Genomic DNA, 21,210 nt, shown 5'->3' with positions numbered 1-21,210 from the left:
CTATTCTCTTTTCCCTTTACCCTTTGACTCCAAAACCTTCATAAAATAAGCCGTCGGAAGCAGCAATCCGATAGCTGCTTCAAGCAGTGCAAAGAATCGGATATGGCCTGTCGGGATATAGTCTCCGTACCCGACGGAAAGGATCGTCACCCCGCTATAATAGAGATAATTGAGAAATGTATGCTCCACCGGCTTGCCACTGGGTGAACTGACACGCAGCATCGGATTATCAATTGACAGGGCATAATAGAGGACAGCAAATGCAATCATGATACCGAGAAGTACGAAAAACAGCTTATAAAATAGCGTTGTACTAAAATAACTGTATTTGAAATGCTTATCCTTAAAGAAATAGATTAAGTTTACCAGTATGAATATGATGGCTCCGATTGTGACGATACTTGCCAAAACGTTGTGAATCCTCCTCTTTCATGTACTATTTTTCATATACCACGTGTTGTATGTTTAAAACTCATCTATAGTAGATTCTCGTCTCCCCTTGTACAAACCCATCAACTCTTTTATTCTAGTAATAATAGAATTTTCCGAAAAGAAGGAACCCGCAATGAAAAAGTTCTCACTTCAATCCAAAATTATCGTTATTGTATTAGCACTTCTTTCATTATTGATTTTATCCCTGTCCATCATCTTTTTCAGGATGTTGTCCGATACATTAACGGACTTGAAAGGGAAACAAGCACTTGCCGTGGCACAATCTGTTTCCAAGATGCCGGCTGTCATCGAGGCATTTAATGCTAATCAGCCGGAAGAGATCATCCAGCCCTTGGTAGAAGATATTCGAAAAGAAACAGGGGCAACCTTTATTGTTGTCGGCAATAGAGACTCTGTCCGCTACTCTCATCCCATGTCTGAACGGCTCGGGAAAAAGATGGTCGGTGGAGACAATGAAAGAGCCTTAATAAGGGGTGAATCTTATGTTTCTCATGCAACGGGATCACTTGGACCATCTGTTAGAGGTAAGGTCCCCATAAGAAACGCCCAAAACGACATCATTGGGCTGGTGTCAGTCGGATTTCTTGAAGACAGTATCCACGACATCGTCGTTCCCTATCGTACTAAGGTACTGTTACTCGTCACCGTCATCCTATTAATCGGAATCATCGGCTCCTTTTTTATTGGGAAAGGAATTAAAAAAGCGATCTTCGGTTTGGAGCCTGCTGAAATTGCCATGCAGTTCAAGGAAAAACGGGCGATCATCGAATCGGTCCGAGAGGGAATCATCGCGATCAATCAATACGGATCGATTACTGAGATAAACGCGAAGGCACACAGTATCCTGGCTCTTGATCATCAAACCTCCAATAGAGGGAGACATATTCTGGAAGTCATTCCCGATACGAAAATGATGGATGTTCTAAAAACGCGGGAAAGCCAGCTGGATGATGAGATTTCGTTGAATCATCATGATCTCATCGTCAACAGGCTCCCTATTTTTGAAGAGGAAAAAATCGTCGGGGTGGTAGCCAGCTTCAGGAGAAAAGATGAAATCGATCAGCTCACTAAGGAACTTTCCCAGGTGCAGGAATATGCAGGCATATTGCGCTCACAGACACATGAATACAGGAACAAACTGAATACGATTGCAGGTCTCATTCAACTTCATCATCACGAAGAGGCATTAGCCCTCATACAGGAGGAATCCTCTGGATATGAAGACTTAATTCAATTTCTATGGAAAGCGGTTCCTGATCCTGTCCTGGCAGGGCTGATCATTGGGAAATATAATCGCTCTCAAGAGTTGAAGGTCTCTTTCTCGATTCATCCTGATAGTTCAATTACAACGCCACTTATAGATGTGCAGCAGGAAAAATTGATTACCATCATAGGGAATATCCTTGATAATGCCTTTGAAGAAGTCTTATCCCAGCCATTGCATAATAGGCGGGTTCAATTGTTTATGACTGATTTAGGTGATGATTTTATTTTTGAAATTGAAGACAGCGGTGCGGGAATCCGGGATATAGACTCTGTATTTGAAAGGGGCTATTCTACAAAAGCCGGCAAAGACAGGGGCATCGGACTTCACCTGGTGCAAAGAAGTGTGGAGCATCTGAACGGGTACATGACAGTGGAAGATAGTGAACTTGGGGGAGCTTTGTTTACCGTCAGTATTCCAAAGCAACATTAGGGGGAGAAAGTATTGCGTAAGTGGAACGTACTCATTATAGAAGATGATATTCAAACAGCTGAAATCAACGGTCAGTATATCGCCCAATTGGACAGATTTCAGGTTGGCGGAATCGCCACTACCATTGAAGAAGCAAAAAAGGTTTTACCCGTCATTAAACCTGACTTAATCTTACTTGACGTCTACTTTCCTGATGGAACCGGGAGTGACTTTTTATGGGAGATCAGAAAGCATTATCGCAGCACGGACGTCATCCTGGTCACAGCGGCAAAGGAAACGGAACATATCTCCAATGCCATCCGTGGCGGGGCATTCGATTATATTCTGAAACCCATTATCTTTAACCGATTTCAGGATACTCTACTAAAATATCAACAGTATAAAGAAAGAATGAACGATTCTCAAGTCGAAAGCCAACATGAAGTGGATAACCTATTTAATAGAAAGAAAAGCACGAGTACTATTCAAACCGTCCAACAACCGCCGAAAGGGATCGATACGATTACATTGGATTCCATACTCAAAAGGATAGCAAACACCGATCACGGTCAAGGTTTTACGGCTGAGGAAATGGCAGGGGAAGTCGGCGTGACCCGTACAACGGCCAGACGCTACCTGGAGTATCTTGTTTCACAAAAGAAGATTAAAGTGGAGCTTACATATGGAGGTGTCGGGAGACCCCAGAGAAAATATTTCTTTCAAAAATAATAGAAAAGCAGTGAGGTTCTGGGGCCTTCACTGCTTTTCTATTGATTATGCTTCTTTTTTCAGATCCTGAGCTTCCGTAGCCTTCCCTCTTCTCGTAAATCCTAAGATGGTAGGCAGAACAAGGGAAAGGAATGAAACAATCAGTAATCCGATGGTGATATTACTTTGAAAAAACACACTGTAAGACCCGTTTGAAATCGTCATCGCCTGTCTGAACGATTGCTCCATCATTCCACCCAGAATAAACGCAAGAATAAATGGTGGAGCAGGGAATTTGAACATTTTCAATAAGTAGCCTAACACGCCAAATCCTACAAGCAAGTACAGATGGAACGTATTGAAGCTGACTGCGTATACCCCTATTAAACAGAACACAATGATCAAGGCGATCAAGAGCTGCTTCGGAATATATAAGATTTTTGCCAGTACCGGGATAAGGGGTAAGTTAAGGATCAAGAGAAAAAGGTTCCCGATATACATACTTGCGATGACTCCCCAGAATACGTCGGGGTGATCCTGAAGCATCAATGGACCGGGCTGCACCCCTACAACAAGTAAGGCACCCAGTAATACAGCAGTCGTTCCAGACCCTGGTATACCTAAAGTTAATAACGGAACAAATGCCCCGCTTGTCGCAGCATTATTGGATGTTTCAGGAGCGGCAAGTCCCTTGATATTCCCTTTTCCAAAGGAAGATGGATCTTTGGATAAACGCTTCTCTGAAATATAGGAAAGGAATGAAGCGATCGTTGCCCCTGCTCCAGGCAGGACTCCCAGAATAAAGCCAAGGACGGAATGACGGCCAATCGGGCCTGCCATCTCCTTTAATTCCTTCTTCTCAAGCTTTAAACTTCCAACAGCACTCTTCCCTTTCAATGTATTTTCATTCCGTGAGATAATTAATTGACAAACCTCGGATAATGCAAATAACCCTAAAGCAATAATCAGAAAGTCGATCCCCTCTAATAACCCCGGGTTTCCGAATGTGAAACGCTGTGTACCTGTTTGTTGATCAATCCCGACAGTTGCGATGATCAATCCCATCGTCGCCGAGATCAGTGCTTTATTGGTGGAACCTTCAGATAAACTCGATATCGCTGTCAGGCCAAGAAGCATCAGAGCGAAATACTCAGTAGGGCCAAACGTAATTGCAAGCTTAGCCATATAAGGGGCGACCAGCATAAGTGCCACCACACTTATCGTTCCACCTGCGAAAGACGATATGGCCGCTATGGCGAGGGCTTTGCCTGCCTTCCCCTGCTTTGCCATTGGATATCCGTCAAATGCTGTTGCGACAGTCCCTGATATACCAGGCGCATTTAATAGAATCGAAGAAGTAGATCCACCGAACACAGCACCGTAATAAACCCCTGCCATCAGAATCAAGGCGGAAGCCGGAGACATCCCATAACTAAGGGGAATCATGATCGCAATGGCGCTGATCGGACCCAATCCAGGAAGCATCCCGATAATCGTACCAGCCAATACCCCAATAAATGCGAAAAATAAGTTTTCCGGGGTGAAAGCTACTTGAAAACCATATAATATACTTTCAATCATGCCCGTCACCTCCTAAAAGGGTAGAATCCCCTGTGGTAATGTAATGTTGAGTAAATAGTTAAAAGAATAATACATGATGCTTGAAAACAGAAAGGCCACTAATACGGTAGTGAGCTTCTTTTTAAATCCCAATACAAATGGGATGACTAACAAAAATAGAATAGTAGATAATAAAAATCCGATCGGTTCCAGTAAAAAAATATATACGAGCAGTGCTCCTAATACCGATAACAAAATGATGACATCTTCTTTTTTCACATAACGTCTTTTCCTATCTTCTTCCGTATCATCCTTCGCCTGGAAGAACAAAACAACCGCTAAAATAATGAGCAGGAAGCCAAGCCCTTTCGGAAGGACGTCACTATCGATAATGGCGTATGGAAATGCGGGAAGCTGAAAACTGAGAGCTAAATAGATGCCGGCAAAAACTAGTAAAAGTATTGAGATGATCCGATCTGGTTTTGTCCTCATGTGATTCACTCCTAATCATGAAAAGGAAGGAGCAGATGTTTCTGCCCCGGATCCCATTATTTTTTCAAACCGATTTCCTCCATTAATGCTTCAATTTCTTTGTACTCTTCATCCAGGAAATCACTGAACTCTTCTGAAGACATGTAATTGTCCGTCCAGCCAAACTTGTCCCGCATTTCCTTCCACTGTTCCGTTTCACTCATGTCTTTAAACGCTTTCTCATAATAAGCAACGGCATCGGGATCCATATCCTTTGGACCTAAGAATCCACGCCAAACAACAAATTCATCATCAATCCCCTGTTCTTTTAACGTCGGGAACTCTGAAACCGTATCTCCTTCCAAACGTTCGGGAGCTGTAATCGCAAGAACCTTCACCTTGCCTGCACGGGCTTGTTCAGAAGCTTCCGCAAGGCCTGTCGAGTACACATCCACTTTTCCTCCGAGGAGCATGCTCATTCCGGATCCGTCTTGAGCGGAAACATATTTCAGCTTTTTAACGTCGACACCTGCTGCCTTCACAGCTTTTACGAACTGCATATGATCCATGCTTCCCGGTGAAGAAACCCCTACGATGGATACTGATGCCGGGTCCTTTTTTAATGCATCGACAAGGTCATTCATCGTATCGTAAGGTGAATCCGCGTCTACAACGAAGGCTGCATAGTCAGCGATCACCCCGGCTATAGGTGTAAAATCTTCATGAGACAATGACGACTGTCCATTAAGCGGGACAAAGAACATCGGTGGAGACGTGACGAACATCGTGTGGTTATCTCCTTTTTTACTATTAATATATGACCAGCCGACTGAACCGCCGCCACCCGGTTTATTGACTACAGCCATGCGCTCTTCAATGATTTTCTGTTCCTCCATCACCTTTGAAACGGTCCTGGCTGTCGTATCCCATCCTCCGCCGGCACCAGCAGGAGCAACTACTTCAATTGGTTTAGAAGGTGTCCACTTTCCATCACTTTCGGCATTACTTGCAGAATCGGAGCCCCCACATGCAGTGGTTACGACTAGTAAACTTGATAAAAGAATAGCCATGATACCTGTTTTCATTTTCATCAACCATTTCCCCCTCTGATTATTATTGATAACGCTTTCATTATAGAAAATTCAGAAACTTATTAGAATAAATCGTAAATAAGCGGCAAAAGAAACTTTGTGGGTATTTTGGACATAAAGTTCACGGATAATATAAAAAGAAAACATTTTTATTTGAAACACTTGCAAAATAAAAACCTGGCTTCATGGATATTTTGGCAGTTCAACTATTTTTTTATTGTGATACTATAGATTAGTTAGTGTTTCGTTCATAGATTAGTAGAATTAAGGAGGAACTGAATATGGATATCTTATTTCCACTTGGACTTGCCATCTCATCCGGCGCCATCATTGCACTATTAAAAATCATTGCAATTGATATCATACTATCCGGGGATAACGCGATTGTCATCGCTATGGCAACGAGAGGGTTACCAAAAGAACATCAAAACAGAGCGATTTTCTGGGGAACAGCAGGAGCTGTCATCCTGCGCATTTTCTTTGCAGCCATTATTGTTTACTTATTAAAGATTCCTTATGTTCATCTGATCGGCGGGGTCCTTCTTTTATGGATCGCCTACAAAGTTCTCGTCGAAGGTGAAGAAGAAGCCAATATTAAATCTCACACGGGACTTAGACAAGCCATCACGACCATCATCATCGCAGATGCCGTTATGAGCCTTGATAATGTGGTGGCCGTTGCGGGTGCAGCACATGGACATATCGGAATGATTGCCCTTGGCGTATTCATCTCGATTCCGATTATGATATTCGGATCGAAAGCGATCGTTAGAGTACTTGAAAAATATCGCTGGATTGCCTATCTAGGTGCAGGAATTCTAGCTTTTACAGCAGGGGAAATGATTGTTAGAGACGAGAAATTCTTGGATTTACTTAATATCCATCATGGACCAATCACTTATGCCATCACGATTGGGTTGACTGCTGCCGTGTTACTTGTTGGTTATTTAATCAATAAGCGTGCAGAGGCAGATCATAATGGGAACGTTGAACAATATAACGCATAATCAAAAAAGATGCTTACATGTGTAGGCATCTTTTTGTTTTGCGGAGGAAACTTTGGGAAATACTAAATGGCAGTTGAAAGAAGTAAGGACGTGTTCGTTTGGATTTCTTTATGAGTCAGGAATCGTTGACAGCACTGGAATGGATTTTACGCGCTATCATTGGGTTCATCTTTTTAATTGTCATAGCTAAATTAATGGGGCAGCGATCCATTTCACAATTAAGGTTCCTTGATTTTGTTATGGCCCTCTTGATAGGGAACATCATGGCTCACCCATTGTCCGACGAAGGACTGGGATTGAAAGGCTCCATGCTTACTATGGGTACATTGGTCGTTCTCTACTTGATTGGGGTATATATCAGTCTGCATTCAACCTTTATACGGAAGATACTCGATCCTCCCCCTATCCCATTGATTGATAATGGGGTAATCCTGTATCAGAATCTCAAGAAAGCACGAATACCCTTGGACAGCCTTTTATCTGAATTAAGAATGCAGCAGACCGAGGAAGTCGAGAATGTGGCGTTGGCCCTGTGGGAAACCGGTGGAGAAATCTCCGTATTCCTCAAACCACCATACCAGCCTGTGACTCAAAAGGACTTATCCCTGTCGCCAAAGGGATTCGATCTCCCCATGCCTATCATTGAAGATCGGAAAATTAATCAAACTCTCTTACTGGAGCTGGATAAGGATGAAAGCTGGCTGCATGATCAGCTAAAGACCCTTTACAATGTCACCGTGCACGATGTATTACTTGCCACGATCGATAAACAAGAGCATATTAAGATTTATTTGTATAAATAAAGCTCTCTCCGCATGTGGAGAGAGCTTTATTCATTTCTTCATCATCTGCCTGACCAGTTCTTTGTTTCTCTTCTTGAATACTTCGTTATGGGAAGAAACCATGGCGACTTTATTCGCTTCAGGCTGAATGAATTGCTTCGCTTTATTGACTGCGTTGGCAGCATCCTGGAATGCCCCTGCAATCAAGTTAACCTTTCCGTCATGTTTCAAGATATCACCCGCTGCGTAAAGACCTTCGATCGATGATTCGCTGGTAGTCGTACCTGCTATGTAATACTGATCGATCATGTCGATATCCAATGAACTATTTTTCAGCAGTGAAGTATCTATTTCATACCCATGATTAATGATCACTTCATCAATGGGTAAATAGGATACCTCTTTAGTTTGATGATTGGTCAGCTCCACCTTTTCAATGGATTCGTGATCGGCGGCTGCAATCAGCTTGGTAATCGATGTGTTGAGGAGGCATGAGGCCGAACTGTTCATGAGCTGGGCACATTGAGCTTCGTGTCCGTTCAATGCTTCCTTCCGATAGGCAACATACACTTTCTTCGCTACGGGTTCTAATTCATTTGCCCAATCGATGGCTGAGTTCCCTCCACCTGAAATGATGACCGTCTTATCTTTGAACCTTTTCAATGACTTGACAGTGTAGTTTAAATTAGAAACTTCAAATCGTTCCGCCCCTTCGATATCAAGCTTTTGAGGATTGATGATTCCGCTTCCCACTGCAATGATGACCGTTTTTGAGTAGTGCTTTTCGCCAGAGGAACCTTTTAATATAAAGATCCCTTTTTCATTGCGTGCAATGGATTCAACTTTTTCGTTCGAGACGACGGAGGGATCGAAAGTCAAACCTTGTTGAACAAGCTGCTGGATTAATTTCGCCCCGGGAATCGGAGTGAGTCCCCCTACATCCCAAATCATTTTCTCAGGATACACATGTATCTTTCCACCCAATGTTGGTTGAAACTCGATGATCTTTGTTTTCATTTCTCTAAGTCCACTATAGAAGGCTGAGTAAAGTCCCGCTGGACCTCCTCCAATGACCGTCACATCAAATAGTTCATGATTATCCATTTCCGTCCACTCCTTGAGTAACCAAAATACAAATGATTATCATTCTCAATTACATCCTACCTCTTTTTTTCTTCGTTGACAATAAAAAATTATATTGACATTAGTAAAAAAGGATTATAGTATTTAAATTGTTCGAGATTGATAATCATTATCAATAGGTTATCCATTTACTATACTACATACGGAGGTCTTAATATGGTCCGCCTCTATACAAACGAATTAAGCATTGGCTACGGTGAACGCCTCATCGTAAAGAACTTAAGCGTGGACATCCCTGATAAAAAAATTACAACGATCATAGGCTCGAATGGTTGTGGAAAATCGACTTTACTGAAAGCGATTACCCGCATCATCCCCCATCACTCCGGCAACGTCCTTTTAGATGGTGAAAACATTTCTAAAGGAAACACCAAGGAATTAGCGAAGAAGATGGCGATTCTTCCTCAAACCCCCGAGAGTGCCAGTGGACTGACAGTTGGGGAATTAGTTTCATATGGTCGTTTCCCTCATCAAAAAGGAATGGGCCGTCTATCGAAGAAAGATTATGACGTCATCAACTGGGCTCTTGAAGTGACAGGGACCCTGGAGTTTAAATACAGGGAAGTCGATGCCTTATCAGGCGGTCAAAGGCAACGCGTCTGGATTGCCATGGCCCTTGCCCAGGAAACAGATATCATCTTCCTCGATGAACCGACTACATATTTAGATATGGCTCACCAGCTGGAAGTACTGGAACTTCTACAGAAGCTGAATAGAGAACAGGAACGCACCATTGTGATGGTCCTCCATGATCTAAATCAAGCTGCACGATTTGCCGACTACATCGTTGCTCTAAAAGAAGGAGAAATCGTCAAAGCCGGAAATTGTGAAGAAGTCATCACACATGAAGTCCTGAAAAAAGTCTTTCAAATCGATGCTGAGATAGGTAGAGATCCTCGAACAAACAAGCCAATGTGTTACACATATAATCTACTAAAAGGAGAAGATCAACATGAAAAAATGGCTCATCCCGTTTACTCTGCTGTTAGTGCTGCTCGTTAGTGCCTGCGGAAACAGTTCTACGAAAGAAGAAGGTTCGGATTCAAAAGAAAAAGATAGTAAATCTGATACCATCACCTATCAATCAGAAAACGGACCGGTTGAAGTACCGGCAGATCCACAGCGCGTAGTCGTACTATCCTCATTTGCCGGTAACGTCATGGCGTTGGATGTGGATGTTGTAGGTGTCGACTCATGGTCTAAAATGAATCCCCGTTGGGATAAGGAATTAAAAGGTGTGGAAGAAGTAACCGACGAAAACCTGGAGAAAATCATCGAGCTTGATCCGGATTTAATCATCGGCCTTTCCAATATTAAAAATGTCGATAAGTTAAATGAAATTGCCCCTACCGTTACATACACTTATGGAAAAGTAGACTATTTAACACAACATATCGAAATTGGTAAACTACTAAATAAAGAGAAAGAAGCGACAGAATGGGTGGATGACTTCAAGAAGCGTGCCCAGGCTGCAGGAGAAGACATCAAAGCGAAAATTGGGGAAGATACCACCGTTTCCGTTATTGAAAGCTTCAATAAGCAATTATACGTTTATGGAGACAATTGGGGTCGCGGTACCGAGATCCTCTATCAGGAAATGGACCTGAAAATGCCTGAAAAAGTAAAAGAACAAGCGTTGGAACCTGGATATTTCGCTCTTTCAACAGAGGTTATGCCTGAGTATGCCGGAGACTATCTGATTATAAGCAAAGATCCAAAAGCAGATAACTCATTTATGGAAACTGAAACATACAAAAACATTCCTGCGGTAAAGAACAACCAAGTATATGAAGTGAATATGATGGAATTCTACTTTAATGATCCATTAACACTTGATTACCAGCTGGATTTCTTCAAAGAGAAATTTCTAGGCAACTAATTCGTAAAGGGGATTCTTATTATAAGAATTCCCTTTCTTTCTACTCCAATAAAGAAAAGATGATGGATTATGAAAACTCAAAATCAGCGAATTCCATTTTTTTATAAATTAATCGGGGCCACCTTCTTATTTGTAGCTGCTTTTCTTGTGTCTGTGGTGTATGGGGCTGCGGAGACAACTGTGAAGGACGTATGGCTTGCATTGACTCCGTCCGGTGACGGAGATAAGGTAACCATCCTGCGGGAGATCCGCTTCCCCAGAGAAGTTGCCGCCATTGTTGTTGGGGCCTCTTTAGCCGTCTCGGGAGCCATCATGCAGGGCATGACGCGAAATCCCCTTGCAGACCCGGGGTTACTTGGATTGACAGCGGGAGCAAATGCAGCATTAGCCGTTGCTCTTGCCTTCTCTTCTTCCATCAGCTACTTTGGCATTATGATTGCTTGCTTCATCGGCTCTGCTATAGGGGCATTGTTGGTATTCGGCATCAGCTCAATGAAACGGGGCGGCTTTTCTCCCTTTAGAATTGTATTGGCCGGTGCAGCCGTTTCCGCCTTTTTATTTGCCATTTCTGAAGGAATCGGTCTTTACTTTAAGCTTTCAAAAGATGTTTCGATGTGGACCGCCGGTGGAATGATCGGGACAACCTGGAATCAGCTTCAAGTGATTGTTCCATTTGTTTTTATCGGTATTGTGGTAGCGATCTTTTTATCCAGACAGCTAACAATACTAAGTTTAAATGAGGAAGTTGCCGTCGGATTGGGTCAACGAACAGCTTTTGTGAAAACGATTCTGTTTATCGTAATTGTTTTACTTGCAGGAGCTGCCGTTTCCCTTGTTGGGAATATGGTATTCATCGGCTTGATGATCCCCCATATAGTCCGGGCTGTGGTTGGGACTGATTACCGATTCATCATCCCCATCTCCACCCTGTTTGGAGCATCCTTCATGCTTCTGGCAGACACAGTCGGCCGCACGATCAACGCTCCTTTCGAAACACCAGTGGCAGCGATCGTCGCAATGATGGGCTTACCTTTCTTCCTATTTATCGTACATAAAGGAGGGAAAGGATTTTCATGATACACCCTGATTTGATTAAAAAACAAAGGTTACTACTTATCGGATTACTTGTACTTATCGCAGCAACAACATTTATTAGCATTGGATTGGGCTACTCTTCCGTATCCTATGATCGACTCCTTCCTACTATTTTAGGTGAAGGAACATTTAAAGAAGAATTCATACTTTTTTCCATTCGTTTACCGAGAATCATCATTACGATTTTGGCGGGTATGGCCCTTGCTTTATCCGGATCCATACTGCAAGGGATTACCCGAAATGACTTAGCCGATCCTGGCATTATCGGGATTAATTCCGGGGCAGGGGTTTCCATTGCCATCTTCTTCTTATTTTTCCCGATAGATGCCGGTTCATTTGCATATCTGCTGCCGCTTGTGGCTTTCGCAGGTGCTCTTCTTACAGCCTGCTTCATCTATATGTTTTCGTATAGTAAGCGGAATGGGATTCAGCCTGTCAGATTAGTCTTAGTAGGGGTCGGATTCTCCATGGCACTATCTGGGCTCATGATCATTCTCATCTCCAGTGCCGAACGGGCAAAAGTGGATTTCATTGCCATGTGGCTGGCGGGGAATATCTGGGGGGCAGACTGGCCGTTCATCTGGGCGCTTCTACCATGGCTCATGATTCTGATTCCGTTTGCAATCTATAAATCTCAGATGTTGAATCTTTTGGGACTAAGTGAACCTGTCTCTGTAGGTGTAGGAGTTTCCATCAACCGTGAACGTTTCATCATGCTGATGGTAGCTGTAGCCCTGGCCGCATCCGCTGTTTCGGTCACAGGGGGAATCGCCTTTATCGGATTAATGGCCCCCCATATCGCCAAAGCACTGGTCGGACCACGCAATCAAATGTTCATCCCTATTGCCATACTGCTTGGAGGATGGCTACTATTACTCGCTGATACAGTCGGGCGTAATATCCTTGAACCCGATGGCATTCCAGCCGGGATCATGATCGCTTTGATCGGGGCTCCTTATTTCATGTATTTGTTATTGAAGAAATAAGATTTTGTTGAGGGACGGACCTTGTTAAATGTTGTTTTTTTACGATTATGTGATAGGAACGCACTTTTGTGTGTTGAAGGAGTCGCGTAGAGGTCCGTCCCTCTCTGCCAAGAAGATAACTACTATTATGTAAAAACCTGCAATTTCCTTTTTTTGAATCAGGGACATGTATTTATTTTACATTCAATATAATGTAACAACCACCGAAAGGAGTTGTTATGATGTTATCTTCTATTGCAGATCGAGTCTCAAGAGTTGTCCAGCGTTACTTGCCAGATGCATTTGTCATTGCAGTTCTCCTTACTTTATTTGTTTTCATAGTCGGATTTATTACGAACCCTGAAGAACCCATTACTCTCGTTAAATCATTTGGAGATGGATTTTGGGTTTACCTAACGTTTACCATGCAGATGGTTCTCCTTTTACTGACCGGGATGGTATTAGCAGCTGTACCCGTTGTTAAAAAAGGACTGGAATCAGTAGCAGGACTCGCAAATACTCCTACTAAAGCTTATGTTCTTACGTTTGTGGTGTCTGCTTTCGCCTATTATATTAACTGGGGACTTGCGGTTGTCGTTGGGGCTATTTTTGTACGTGAGGTTGGTAAGCGAAATCAGCATGCACACTTTCCTCTCCTAGTTGCAGCAGCCTATTCACCAACTGTCCTTTACACCGCTGGTTTATCGAGTTCAATCGGTTTAACTGTCGCTACAAAAGATCATTTCTTAGCGGATGTGATGGGTGTCATCCCTACTTCAGAGACCATATTCAATCCTTCCACTCTCATTATTTTTGCTGTCTTATTTGTTACCATGCCAATCGTGATTTGCCTGATGGCTCCAAAGAAAAATATTAAACCTTACGAGGAAAAAGAAGTTACCTTGAAAAGAGAAACCGTATCACAGGAAGCGGATACGCCTGCCCTTAAACTTGAACAAACGCCGGTATTAGGGATTGTGACAGGTATTGTTGGATTGATTTATGTGATAAATGAATTCGTGATCGGAAGAGATCTCGACTTGAATATCATTAATATCTTGTTTCTTTCTCTGGGCCTTATCCTTCACCGTTCACTTGGACAGTTTGGGAATGCTTTTAAAGAAGCTGTTGGGTCAACTTCTCCTATTATCTTGCAATTTCCATTCTACGCCGGAATCATAGCCGTTCTTTCAAGTTCAGGGTTGGGTCAAACTATCATTGATGGTATGACTTCCATTGCAAATAAGGAAACCTTTGATGTCTTTACTTATTGGTCAGCAGGGGTTGTGAATATATTAGCTCCTTCTGGTGGAGGCCAATGGGCATTACAAGGTCCTTTACAGATTCCAGCAGGAATGAAGTTAGGAGTTGATCCCTCAACGATAGCAATGGCCGTTGGCTGGGGAGATGCATGGACGAACCTGATTCAACCCTTCTGGGCGCTTCCGATTCTGAGTATTGTTGGACTTCATATTAGACACATCATGGGTTACTGCTTTTTACTGGCTATCTGGGTTGGAGTCATTACTACCATCTTGTTGCTATTCTTGTATTAAAGAGCTTATTTAAAGTTGATGCTCAAAAATAGATAAAAAAAGGACTGGTCCACTCAAAGTGGATCAGTCTTTTCCCCCTACTGCCTCAATCTCATAAAAATTGTTAAAACCATTGTTCTTTCAATTCAATCGTTTCATTACCTTGCATTCGGACTAGCTGCCCGAGGCACAAATTCCTCCTCTTTCCCATCCTTAACTGGCTTCTTACTCCAGAACGTGGCAAGTATCGGTCCTGAAATATTATGCCATACGGCTGCAATGACACTTGGTAAAGCAGCCAGCGGTCCAAAATGGGCAGTGGCAAGTGCCACTCCAAGTCCAGAATTTTGCATACCGACTTCAATCGATATCGCCCTTCTTTTACTTTCATCTAATTTCATAAGGACCCCAGTTCCATAACCCAGTCCAAGTCCAAATAGATTATGCAGGATCACAGCCGTAAAAATGATCGCCCCTGAGGTTGCGATATTATTGACATTGGCTGATACGACTGCCGAGACGATGATAATGATAGCCAATACCGAAATCAACGGAATGACATTTAGACTTTTTTCCACTGTGCTCGGGAATAGCTTTCGAATGACTAACCCAAGAGTGATGGGGACGATGATCACTTGAACAATGGAAAGAAACATGGCGATTGGATCGACAGGAAGCCATTGGCCAGCTAATGCTAACAATATCAGTGGCGTCGCAATCGGTGCCAATAGTGTTGACAGTGATGTCATGGCGACGGATAGTGCTAGATTCCCTTTTGCCAGATACACCATGACATTGGAGGCCGTTCCACCTGGAACCGATCCCAGTAATACCAATCCAGCAGCTAATTCATTCGGTAGATTCAGTATGTACGCTATCAATAGGGCACCCAATGGCATGATGATGAATTGCGCCAGTACTCCGGTTAGGACCGGCAACGGCTTCTTCAGAACAAGCTGAAAGTCGACGGGCTTTAATGTAAGTCCCATTCCAAACATCACGACACCTAATAGAATCGTTATGTACCCTCCCAAAGGCAGAAAAGGATCAGGAACAAAATAGGCTACCGCCGCTACGAGGATGACCCAAATAGCGAAATATTTACCTGCCAGACTGCTGATCGTTTCGAGTAGTTTCATTATTGTTCCTCCTTCTTTTTATGTACTAATTTATGAGGGTTAAAGATTCCATTTGGATCTATGGCCAGCTTGATTTTTTCCATGACCTGCAAAGCACCACCGTGTTCCCTCTGTTGATACTTCATCTTTCCGACTCCTACACCATGTTCACCCGTGCATGTACCATTACGTTCAAGGGCATACTCCACGATTTGTTCGTTATATATTTCCGCTCTCTTCACCTCTTCAGGGTCGTTTAAATCAATCATGAGGGATGTATGGTAATTCCCATCTCCCACATGTCCGAGGATTCCCCCTATCAACTCTAATTCTTCCAGCCTTTTTCGTGCATACTGCACGGCACCGGACAATTCTGAAATCGGCACACACACGTCTGTCACCATGAGCTTCCTTCCTGGATTTCCATGTACATAAGCATAGGCAAGATTATGTCGCGCTTCCCACAATCTATTCCTTGCTGCGGTGTCTTCTTCAAACACGATTTCTTCACAGTCATGATCAGACATAATCTCTTTGGTGAATTCCACATCTTGTTGGAGACCTGCTTCATTACCATGAAACTCAAGAAAAAGAGTAGGTTTTTCTTTATAATCCGTCTCACTGAATCTATTTACTTGTATCATCGATGGTTCATCCACCAGCTCCACTCTCGCAATCGGAATGCCGGCTTGTAAAATGGACACGACCGCTTCCACTGCATCATTTATATGATTGAACGATGCCCGTGCTGCTACAATATGTTCAGGAATGCCATATACGCGGAGGGTTAACTCTGTGATACAGCCTAATGTTCCTTCTGACCCTACGAATAGACTGTTCAAGTGATAGCCAGACGACGATTTCTGAGCCATGTTTCCTGTGTGAATCACCTCTCCATCCGGAAGTACCACTTCCAAATCCCGAACCTGATCCCGCATGACTCCATATTTTACAGAAGTTGTCCCACTTGCGTTTGTGGCAGCCATGCCTCCTAGGGTCGCATCAGCACCTGGGTCAACTGAAAAAAAGAGACCATACTTCTTCAATTCTTTATTTAACTGGGAACGTGTAACACCAGGTTGAACCTTAACGAGGAAATCCTTCTCCCTCACCTCGAGTATTTTATTCATCCGGGAAAAATCAATGGTGATCCCTTTATCATATGGAATCACATGACCTTCAAGGCTTGTACCCAGACCAAACGGGATAATGGGTGTGTGATGAGCGGATGCCACCTTCACAATCGCACTAACCTCTCCGGCACTCTCAGGGAACACCACTATATCCGGAGAACTCGGCCTATGATAGGATTCATCCTTCCCATGCTGCTCTAAAATCGTTTCATTCACCGTCACCCGATGACTATCTACGACTGCCCCCAGTTTATCCACCAAACGACTATCCTTCACACTCATATGCCCTCTCCCCTTCTGAAAATGTATAATGTAACGAATTATACCTAATAATCTGAATATTTCAATAGTAAAAAAGATATTTCTTTCTCGGGTGAGGGACGGACCTCTGTTTATGTTAGAGGAATGTGATAGAGACGTGATTCAATTCTGAATAAAGTAAAGGGTGAGAGGTCCGTCCCTCCAAAAGAAACGGCACGGTGAACTGAGGGACGGACCTCCAAAATAGTGATTTATGAGAAGAATGCTGACATGGCAAGGATTTTTTATTGGTGGAGGTCCGTCCCTCAAAAAAAGTGGCACCGGAATCATCCGGTACCACAATACAATCGTTTATTTTTCTATCAGTGTCTTCAATTTTTGAGCCAACACCATAAATAACTTAGCCAATTCTTGTTTTGGAACGTTCGCGTATTGATCTCCTACGCTTACTTCATACGCACACTCATTTTCAGTCACTTCTTTTACATATCCCGTTAACCCAATACCTGTCTCCTCATATAAATCTATTAAAATCGTTTCTATTTCTTTTTGTGGATACTGAAAGAAGACATGAAACATATTGGAGACAGGCTTTTCAGGAAGGGTCGATACACCCCGGCAGCCGTTAAAAAGACCGGCAAGTTCTTTAGCTCCTTCATAATACTGATCCATTTTGTTAATTCGTTGGTCAAAATAGTAATCTGCACTCAGGATGTAGGGATAGAGGCTGATGAGATCACCGCCATGACGCCTTTTCCACACCTTTGATTCTTTCGTAAACTCCTCGCTTCCTGCCAGGATCGCACCTGCAACCCCGCCGATCCCCTTATAGAATGAAATATAGACACTATCGAAAAGAGAACAGATTTCCGCTGCTGATTTACCATAATGGGGCAAAATCTCATAAAGTCTGGCACCGTCTAAATGAAGCTTGATTCCTTTTCCCCGGCAGTATTCAGAGATGTTTTCAAGCGTCTCGTAGTCCGGCAGTTGACCGCCGATTTCCCTTTGAGGCAGCTCTAACAGTAAGCATGCAATGTCTGCTTTAAGACCCCTCACCTCTTCCAGTCCAATCACACGACCCTTGTCAGCTAATAAAATCGGTTCAATTCCATGTAATTTCTTCAGCCCATCTTCTTCATGGATCTCTAAGTGGCATAAAGGATGGTAGGCCACCCTGTGCAAATCTTTTTGATCACACCAAATACGCAGGGCGATCTGCTGAGCCATCGTCCCACTCGGGAAGAAAACGGCACTTTCTTTTCCCAGGAAGTTGGCCATCTTCTTTTGAAAGTCTTCTATGATCCTACCCGATCCGTATATGTCACTGTCCAAGTCACCATCTACATCTACTAAAGCCTCTTTAAGAACATCCAGATTTCGTTTCCCATGTCCCTGAAGTTGAAAAGCAGTCTGTTTATACGCTTCAAATAAAGTTTTTTCTCCCATCGTATTGCTCCTTTTTATGAGTTCATCACTTCTTCAATGAATCCCTTCACTCGTTTTTTGTATTCCTCTTCCTCTACCGTAAAGCCTTCTGTATGACCGGCGCCTGGCACTATCCATAATGCTTTCATGCTATTTGTTGCTTCGTACAGGCGATTGGCCATTTCGGTTGGAACAAGCTCGTCCTGATCTCCATGAATGATGAATAGAGGTAACTTGTTTTTTTTCACCTGTTCGAGTGCAGAGGCTTCACTGAACGAATAGCCTGCTCTCACCTTCGTCACCATACTCGTTATCTCCATAATGGGAAATGCCGGCAAACGGTAAAGATATTTTAATTGGTGAGTCAGCTCTTCTTTCAATGAGGTGTATCCGCTGTCGGCAATGATTCCTTTCACCTCTTCGGGAAGGTCTTCACCACTTGTCATCAATACGGTTGCTGCCCCCATGGAAAAACCGTGCAAGAAAATGGATTCTTCACCTTTTTCATTGATTAAGAGATTGATCCATTCTTTATAATCCAATCGATCGTCCCAGCCATACCCGATATAATTCCCTTCACTTTTCCCGTGTCCTCTTGCATCGGGTTTGAGAATATTGTATCCTTCCTGGTAATAGAATCGTGTGATTTCAGGCATCTGCTCGCTATTCCCTTTATACCCATGGGCGAGGATAACGGATTTCCCATTCGGTGACTCATTTTCAAGGTATTGAGCTCTAAGGGTCAAGCCGTCCTCTGTTTTGACTTCAACCGATTCAAAGTTCCGCTTACGTGTCCAGTTCCTTAATTCTTCTAATCTTTTTTGTTCTTCCTCCAAAGCACTGACAGCTTCCACCGCTTCTTCCGTGCCTCCATATAATTCTATTGCCTCGTTACTTCTATTAATTGCAACCTCATAAAAATAGTTACCGGCTACAAAAAGACCTACCACTAATAACAACAGCAAACTGATTATGATCCATGCGATACGTTTTTTCATGACATGGTCCCCTTCGTACAAGTTGTTAAGTCTATTTTACTTGAAGCCGTTATGTGTTTCATAGAAAAAGGCATGCTCATATGTGCTATTTTTTACAGCTTTTCCATATACAGAATCCCCCGGATAAAAAAAGAGCTTATCTTCCTCTTAAGGGGAGATAAGCTCTTCAAATTCCATTATTCTCTTCGACAAGTTCTGTATAGACAACCAATCGTTCTACGTAATTATGGATTTCCCGGTCAAAATAACCTGTGCACGTAATCAAATTAAGCATGCGCTTTTGACTTGGACCAAAAATGGTTCTAAGAGGCGCGTCGTCTTTTTGATAGGCGACTTTTTCCCTTACTACAAATGTCAGGGTTGCTCCATCTTTATCTTGTAACTGGATCTCATCCCCAGGCTCAAGCTCTTTTAATTCATAAAAGACAGCAGCCTTTTTCTCATCATCTACATGTCCAGCCAAAACAGCATTGCCTTTTTCCCCTGGTTGAAAGCCCGGTTCAAACCATGCAACATCCTCTCCGTTATCCGGAAGCTCCATATTTCCTTCCTTATCGAGTCCGAATTCCTTGATAGGTGCTTCAAGGTCAAGCTTTGGTATGGAAAGAATAGCTGGTCTCATACTATATTCTTCTTTTATCGGTTCAGGAGTAGCGGGTTGAACAGGTTGTTCGATGGTGGATGATTGAACTTCACTTTTCGTAACCGATTGAGGCTCTTCGGCAGCACATGCCGCCAGAAGAGCCATCAATGGGATAGACAATAGAAGTCTTTTCATTATTTTTGCAGTTTTCTGCGTGTAACAAATAGTAGTGCTGCTCCACCTAATACTGCCGTTGCAAGTACGATTGGAAGAGTAGAAGACGATTCAGTCGCTGCTCCACCCATACCAGTTTCAGGCATACTGCCAGGCATTAATGTATAATCTTTCAGGACAAGTACTTCCAATTGATCTGCAGTATTGATTGCGAACACGCTATATACCGTGTTTTCTTCAAGCATTGTTCCAGACAGGTCTAATACTTGATCTCCTTCTGGTGTTCTGATTTCTAAGTCATAAGTTCCTGGATCTAACTCTTGATAATCGGTGATTGCTTTAAACTCGGCTCCACTGAATAGTGAGTCCCCACCTACAAGACCAACATCAACAGTTGGAGCATCCGGGGAAAGATGTCCGACACGCACCTTTGTCATTCCCTCTGTTACATCCATTGAATCCTGAGCTACTACTAACTCCAGGTTTTCGAGTGTATTAGCAGCCGCTACGGTGTAAGCCATTCCTGCTTCAACCGTTAAATCTTGAGAAATGACAGGATCTTCGCTTCCCATGGTTCCTGCAGCATAGATTTCAACTTTATGATCCCCAGCAGGAAGATTCATATAATCTGTTGCTGCTTTAAATTCTGCGCCTTCAACCACTGCATTTCCATCCACATACACATCGACAGCAGGAGCATCAGGAGAAGCATGGACAATACGCACCATCGCATCATTCTCAGCCGCAAACGCGCCTCCAGCCAGTGATAACATTAACATGACAGTTGCCAAAATCGAGAAAATCTTTTTCATTTCTTCCACTCCTTTTGTGTTTTGTACAAGTTTTGTATTTTACTTGTACATTTAATGTATAACCATTGGAGAAATATATCAACTTATAAACTGTCAGATTAGCACATTCAACTCTCTGAGACATTTTGACTCACAAAAGGGAGAATATTTTTCATTACTTAAAAACCGATTACCATTGACACCTTCCATTTGATGCATATAAAATGTGAAATAATCATTTTCAACATATAAAATCATATAAACACTCGTATAATATTGGAAATATGGTCCAAAAGTTTCTACCAAACCACCGTAAATGGTTTGACTACGAGAGGGAGTAGAGCCAAAAGTCTCTATTCT

Annotated in this window: 20 protein-coding genes and 1 riboswitch; of the genes, 9 read left to right on the top strand and 11 right to left on the bottom strand. The window is 42.9% G+C overall.

Going from position 1 to position 21,210, the window contains the following annotated elements; all coding sequences use genetic code 11:
* A complete protein-coding gene (locus ACCB35_RS06025; protein WP_374056195.1) occupies positions 1-408 on the bottom strand; it encodes an ion channel in 408 nt (135 codons plus the stop codon).
* A gap of 157 nt (positions 409-565) precedes the next feature.
* Between ACCB35_RS06025 and ACCB35_RS06020 the strand changes: the two genes are divergently transcribed.
* Positions 566-2,149, top strand: a complete 1,584-nt coding sequence (locus ACCB35_RS06020; RefSeq protein WP_374056194.1) for an ATP-binding protein — start codon at positions 566-568, stop codon at positions 2,147-2,149.
* Between the two features lie 12 nt (positions 2,150-2,161).
* Complete coding sequence (locus tag ACCB35_RS06015; protein WP_374056193.1) at positions 2,162-2,857, top strand: response regulator; 696 nt, start codon at positions 2,162-2,164, stop codon at positions 2,855-2,857.
* 45 nt (positions 2,858-2,902) lie between these two features.
* Here ACCB35_RS06015 and ACCB35_RS06010 read toward each other — a convergent pair whose 3' ends face one another.
* From ACCB35_RS06010 to ACCB35_RS06000, 3 genes are read right to left on the bottom strand one after another with little or no spacing between them, the layout of a single operon-like run.
* Positions 2,903-4,417 (bottom strand): tripartite tricarboxylate transporter permease, encoded by a 1,515-nt coding sequence (locus tag ACCB35_RS06010; protein ID WP_374056192.1) that lies wholly within the window; start codon positions 4,415-4,417, stop codon positions 2,903-2,905.
* Positions 4,418-4,429: 12 nt separating this feature from the next.
* Positions 4,430-4,888, bottom strand: coding sequence for a tripartite tricarboxylate transporter TctB family protein (locus tag ACCB35_RS06005; RefSeq protein ID WP_374056191.1), 459 nt, complete (start codon positions 4,886-4,888; stop codon positions 4,430-4,432).
* Positions 4,889-4,944: 56 nt separating this feature from the next.
* Complete coding sequence (locus ACCB35_RS06000; RefSeq protein WP_374056968.1) at positions 4,945-5,952, bottom strand: tripartite tricarboxylate transporter substrate binding protein; 1,008 nt, start codon at positions 5,950-5,952, stop codon at positions 4,945-4,947.
* A 287-nt stretch (positions 5,953-6,239) separates the two neighbouring features.
* Here ACCB35_RS06000 and ACCB35_RS05995 point away from each other — a divergent pair, with 287 nt between their 5' ends.
* Positions 6,240-6,965 carry a TerC family protein gene (locus ACCB35_RS05995; protein WP_374056190.1) on the top strand — a complete coding sequence of 242 codons (726 nt, stop codon included), beginning with the start codon at positions 6,240-6,242 and terminating at the stop codon, positions 6,963-6,965.
* Positions 6,966-7,075: 110 nt separating this feature from the next.
* On the top strand, positions 7,076-7,768 hold the full coding sequence (locus ACCB35_RS05990) for a DUF421 domain-containing protein (RefSeq protein ID WP_374056189.1): 693 nt from the start codon (positions 7,076-7,078) through the stop codon (positions 7,766-7,768).
* A 30-nt stretch (positions 7,769-7,798) separates the two neighbouring features.
* On the opposite strand, the gene ACCB35_RS05985 is transcribed toward ACCB35_RS05990, so the two are convergent.
* Positions 7,799-8,851 (bottom strand): NAD(P)/FAD-dependent oxidoreductase, encoded by a 1,053-nt coding sequence (locus tag ACCB35_RS05985; protein WP_374056188.1) that lies wholly within the window; start codon positions 8,849-8,851, stop codon positions 7,799-7,801.
* A 195-nt stretch (positions 8,852-9,046) separates the two neighbouring features.
* Here ACCB35_RS05985 and ACCB35_RS05980 point away from each other — a divergent pair, with 195 nt between their 5' ends.
* The 5 genes from ACCB35_RS05980 to ACCB35_RS05960 all read left to right on the top strand — a co-directional run bounded on the left by ACCB35_RS05980 (position 9,047) and on the right by ACCB35_RS05960 (position 14,385).
* The gene (locus ACCB35_RS05980) at positions 9,047-9,892 is read left to right on the top strand and encodes an ABC transporter ATP-binding protein (protein WP_374056967.1); all 846 of its coding nucleotides are present in this window, start codon (positions 9,047-9,049) and stop codon (positions 9,890-9,892) included.
* Complete coding sequence (locus tag ACCB35_RS05975; RefSeq protein WP_374056187.1) at positions 9,843-10,769, top strand: ABC transporter substrate-binding protein; 927 nt, start codon at positions 9,843-9,845, stop codon at positions 10,767-10,769. Before ACCB35_RS05980 ends, ACCB35_RS05975 begins: the two co-directional genes overlap by 50 nt.
* A 69-nt stretch (positions 10,770-10,838) precedes the next feature.
* Positions 10,839-11,846 carry a FecCD family ABC transporter permease gene (locus ACCB35_RS05970; protein WP_374056186.1) on the top strand — a complete coding sequence of 336 codons (1,008 nt, stop codon included), beginning with the start codon at positions 10,839-10,841 and terminating at the stop codon, positions 11,844-11,846.
* Positions 11,843-12,850: a FecCD family ABC transporter permease gene (locus ACCB35_RS05965; protein WP_374056185.1), complete on the top strand. Its 1,008-nt coding sequence runs from the start codon at positions 11,843-11,845 to the stop codon at positions 12,848-12,850. The genes ACCB35_RS05970 and ACCB35_RS05965 overlap by 4 nt, the downstream gene beginning before the upstream one ends.
* Before the next feature lie 221 nt (positions 12,851-13,071).
* Positions 13,072-14,385 (top strand): short-chain fatty acid transporter, encoded by a 1,314-nt coding sequence (locus tag ACCB35_RS05960; protein WP_374056966.1) that lies wholly within the window; start codon positions 13,072-13,074, stop codon positions 14,383-14,385.
* Positions 14,386-14,522: 137 nt separating this feature from the next.
* Here ACCB35_RS05960 and ACCB35_RS05955 read toward each other — a convergent pair whose 3' ends face one another.
* The 6 genes from ACCB35_RS05955 to ACCB35_RS05930 form a co-directional block, all read right to left on the bottom strand.
* A complete protein-coding gene (locus ACCB35_RS05955) occupies positions 14,523-15,503 on the bottom strand; it encodes a bile acid:sodium symporter family protein (RefSeq protein WP_374056184.1) in 981 nt (326 codons plus the stop codon).
* Positions 15,503-16,897: an FAD-binding oxidoreductase gene (locus tag ACCB35_RS05950; RefSeq protein WP_374056183.1), complete on the bottom strand. Its 1,395-nt coding sequence runs from the start codon at positions 16,895-16,897 to the stop codon at positions 15,503-15,505. Before ACCB35_RS05950 ends, ACCB35_RS05955 begins: the two co-directional genes overlap by 1 nt.
* A 330-nt stretch (positions 16,898-17,227) precedes the next feature.
* A complete protein-coding gene (locus ACCB35_RS05945) occupies positions 17,228-18,325 on the bottom strand; it encodes a low specificity L-threonine aldolase (protein ID WP_374056182.1) in 1,098 nt (365 codons plus the stop codon).
* 14 nt (positions 18,326-18,339) lie between these two features.
* Positions 18,340-19,302, bottom strand: coding sequence for an alpha/beta hydrolase (locus ACCB35_RS05940; protein WP_374056181.1), 963 nt, complete (start codon positions 19,300-19,302; stop codon positions 18,340-18,342).
* Positions 19,303-19,468: 166 nt separating this feature from the next.
* Entirely contained in the window at positions 19,469-20,065 is a 597-nt protein-coding gene (locus ACCB35_RS05935) for a class F sortase (RefSeq protein WP_374056180.1), read from the bottom strand.
* Between the two features lie 14 nt (positions 20,066-20,079).
* Positions 20,080-20,871: a DUF4397 domain-containing protein gene (locus ACCB35_RS05930; RefSeq protein WP_374056179.1), complete on the bottom strand. Its 792-nt coding sequence runs from the start codon at positions 20,869-20,871 to the stop codon at positions 20,080-20,082.
* A gap of 225 nt (positions 20,872-21,096) precedes the next feature.
* Positions 21,097-21,198: riboswitch (purine riboswitch) on the top strand.
* Positions 21,199-21,210 lie beyond the last annotated feature (12 nt).

Origin of the sequence: Rossellomorea sp. FM04394 (assembly GCF_041889765.1) — a bacterium.
GTDB classification, from domain to species: domain Bacteria; phylum Bacillota; class Bacilli; order Bacillales; family Bacillaceae_B; genus Rossellomorea; species Rossellomorea aquimaris_B.
Note: the sequence above shows the minus strand (reverse complement) of the source record. Positions and strands in the feature narration are given on the sequence as shown.

Coding starts and splice junctions, on each gene's coding strand:
- ACCB35_RS06020 (WP_374056194.1), top strand. CDS start 566: ATGAAAAAGTTCTCACTTCAATCCAAAATTATCGTTATTGTATTAGCA.
- ACCB35_RS06010 (WP_374056192.1), bottom strand. CDS start 4,417: ATGATTGAAAGTATATTATATGGTTTTCAAGTAGCTTTCACCCCGGAA.
- ACCB35_RS06005 (WP_374056191.1), bottom strand. CDS start 4,888: ATGAGGACAAAACCAGATCGGATCATCTCAATACTTTTACTAGTTTTT.
- ACCB35_RS06000 (WP_374056968.1), bottom strand. CDS start 5,952: ATGAAAACAGGTATCATGGCTATTCTTTTATCAAGTTTACTAGTCGTA.
- ACCB35_RS05995 (WP_374056190.1), top strand. CDS start 6,240: ATGGATATCTTATTTCCACTTGGACTTGCCATCTCATCCGGCGCCATC.
- ACCB35_RS05990 (WP_374056189.1), top strand. CDS start 7,076: ATGAGTCAGGAATCGTTGACAGCACTGGAATGGATTTTACGCGCTATC.
- ACCB35_RS05985 (WP_374056188.1), bottom strand. CDS start 8,851: ATGGATAATCATGAACTATTTGATGTGACGGTCATTGGAGGAGGTCCA.
- ACCB35_RS05980 (WP_374056967.1), top strand. CDS start 9,047: ATGGTCCGCCTCTATACAAACGAATTAAGCATTGGCTACGGTGAACGC.
- ACCB35_RS05975 (WP_374056187.1), top strand. CDS start 9,843: ATGAAAAAATGGCTCATCCCGTTTACTCTGCTGTTAGTGCTGCTCGTT.
- ACCB35_RS05970 (WP_374056186.1), top strand. CDS start 10,839: ATGAAAACTCAAAATCAGCGAATTCCATTTTTTTATAAATTAATCGGG.
- ACCB35_RS05965 (WP_374056185.1), top strand. CDS start 11,843: ATGATACACCCTGATTTGATTAAAAAACAAAGGTTACTACTTATCGGA.
- ACCB35_RS05960 (WP_374056966.1), top strand. CDS start 13,072: ATGTTATCTTCTATTGCAGATCGAGTCTCAAGAGTTGTCCAGCGTTAC.
- ACCB35_RS05955 (WP_374056184.1), bottom strand. CDS start 15,503: ATGAAACTACTCGAAACGATCAGCAGTCTGGCAGGTAAATATTTCGCT.
- ACCB35_RS05950 (WP_374056183.1), bottom strand. CDS start 16,897: ATGAGTGTGAAGGATAGTCGTTTGGTGGATAAACTGGGGGCAGTCGTA.
- ACCB35_RS05945 (WP_374056182.1), bottom strand. CDS start 18,325: ATGGGAGAAAAAACTTTATTTGAAGCGTATAAACAGACTGCTTTTCAA.
- ACCB35_RS05940 (WP_374056181.1), bottom strand. CDS start 19,302: ATGAAAAAACGTATCGCATGGATCATAATCAGTTTGCTGTTGTTATTA.
- ACCB35_RS05930 (WP_374056179.1), bottom strand. CDS start 20,871: ATGAAAAAGATTTTCTCGATTTTGGCAACTGTCATGTTAATGTTATCA.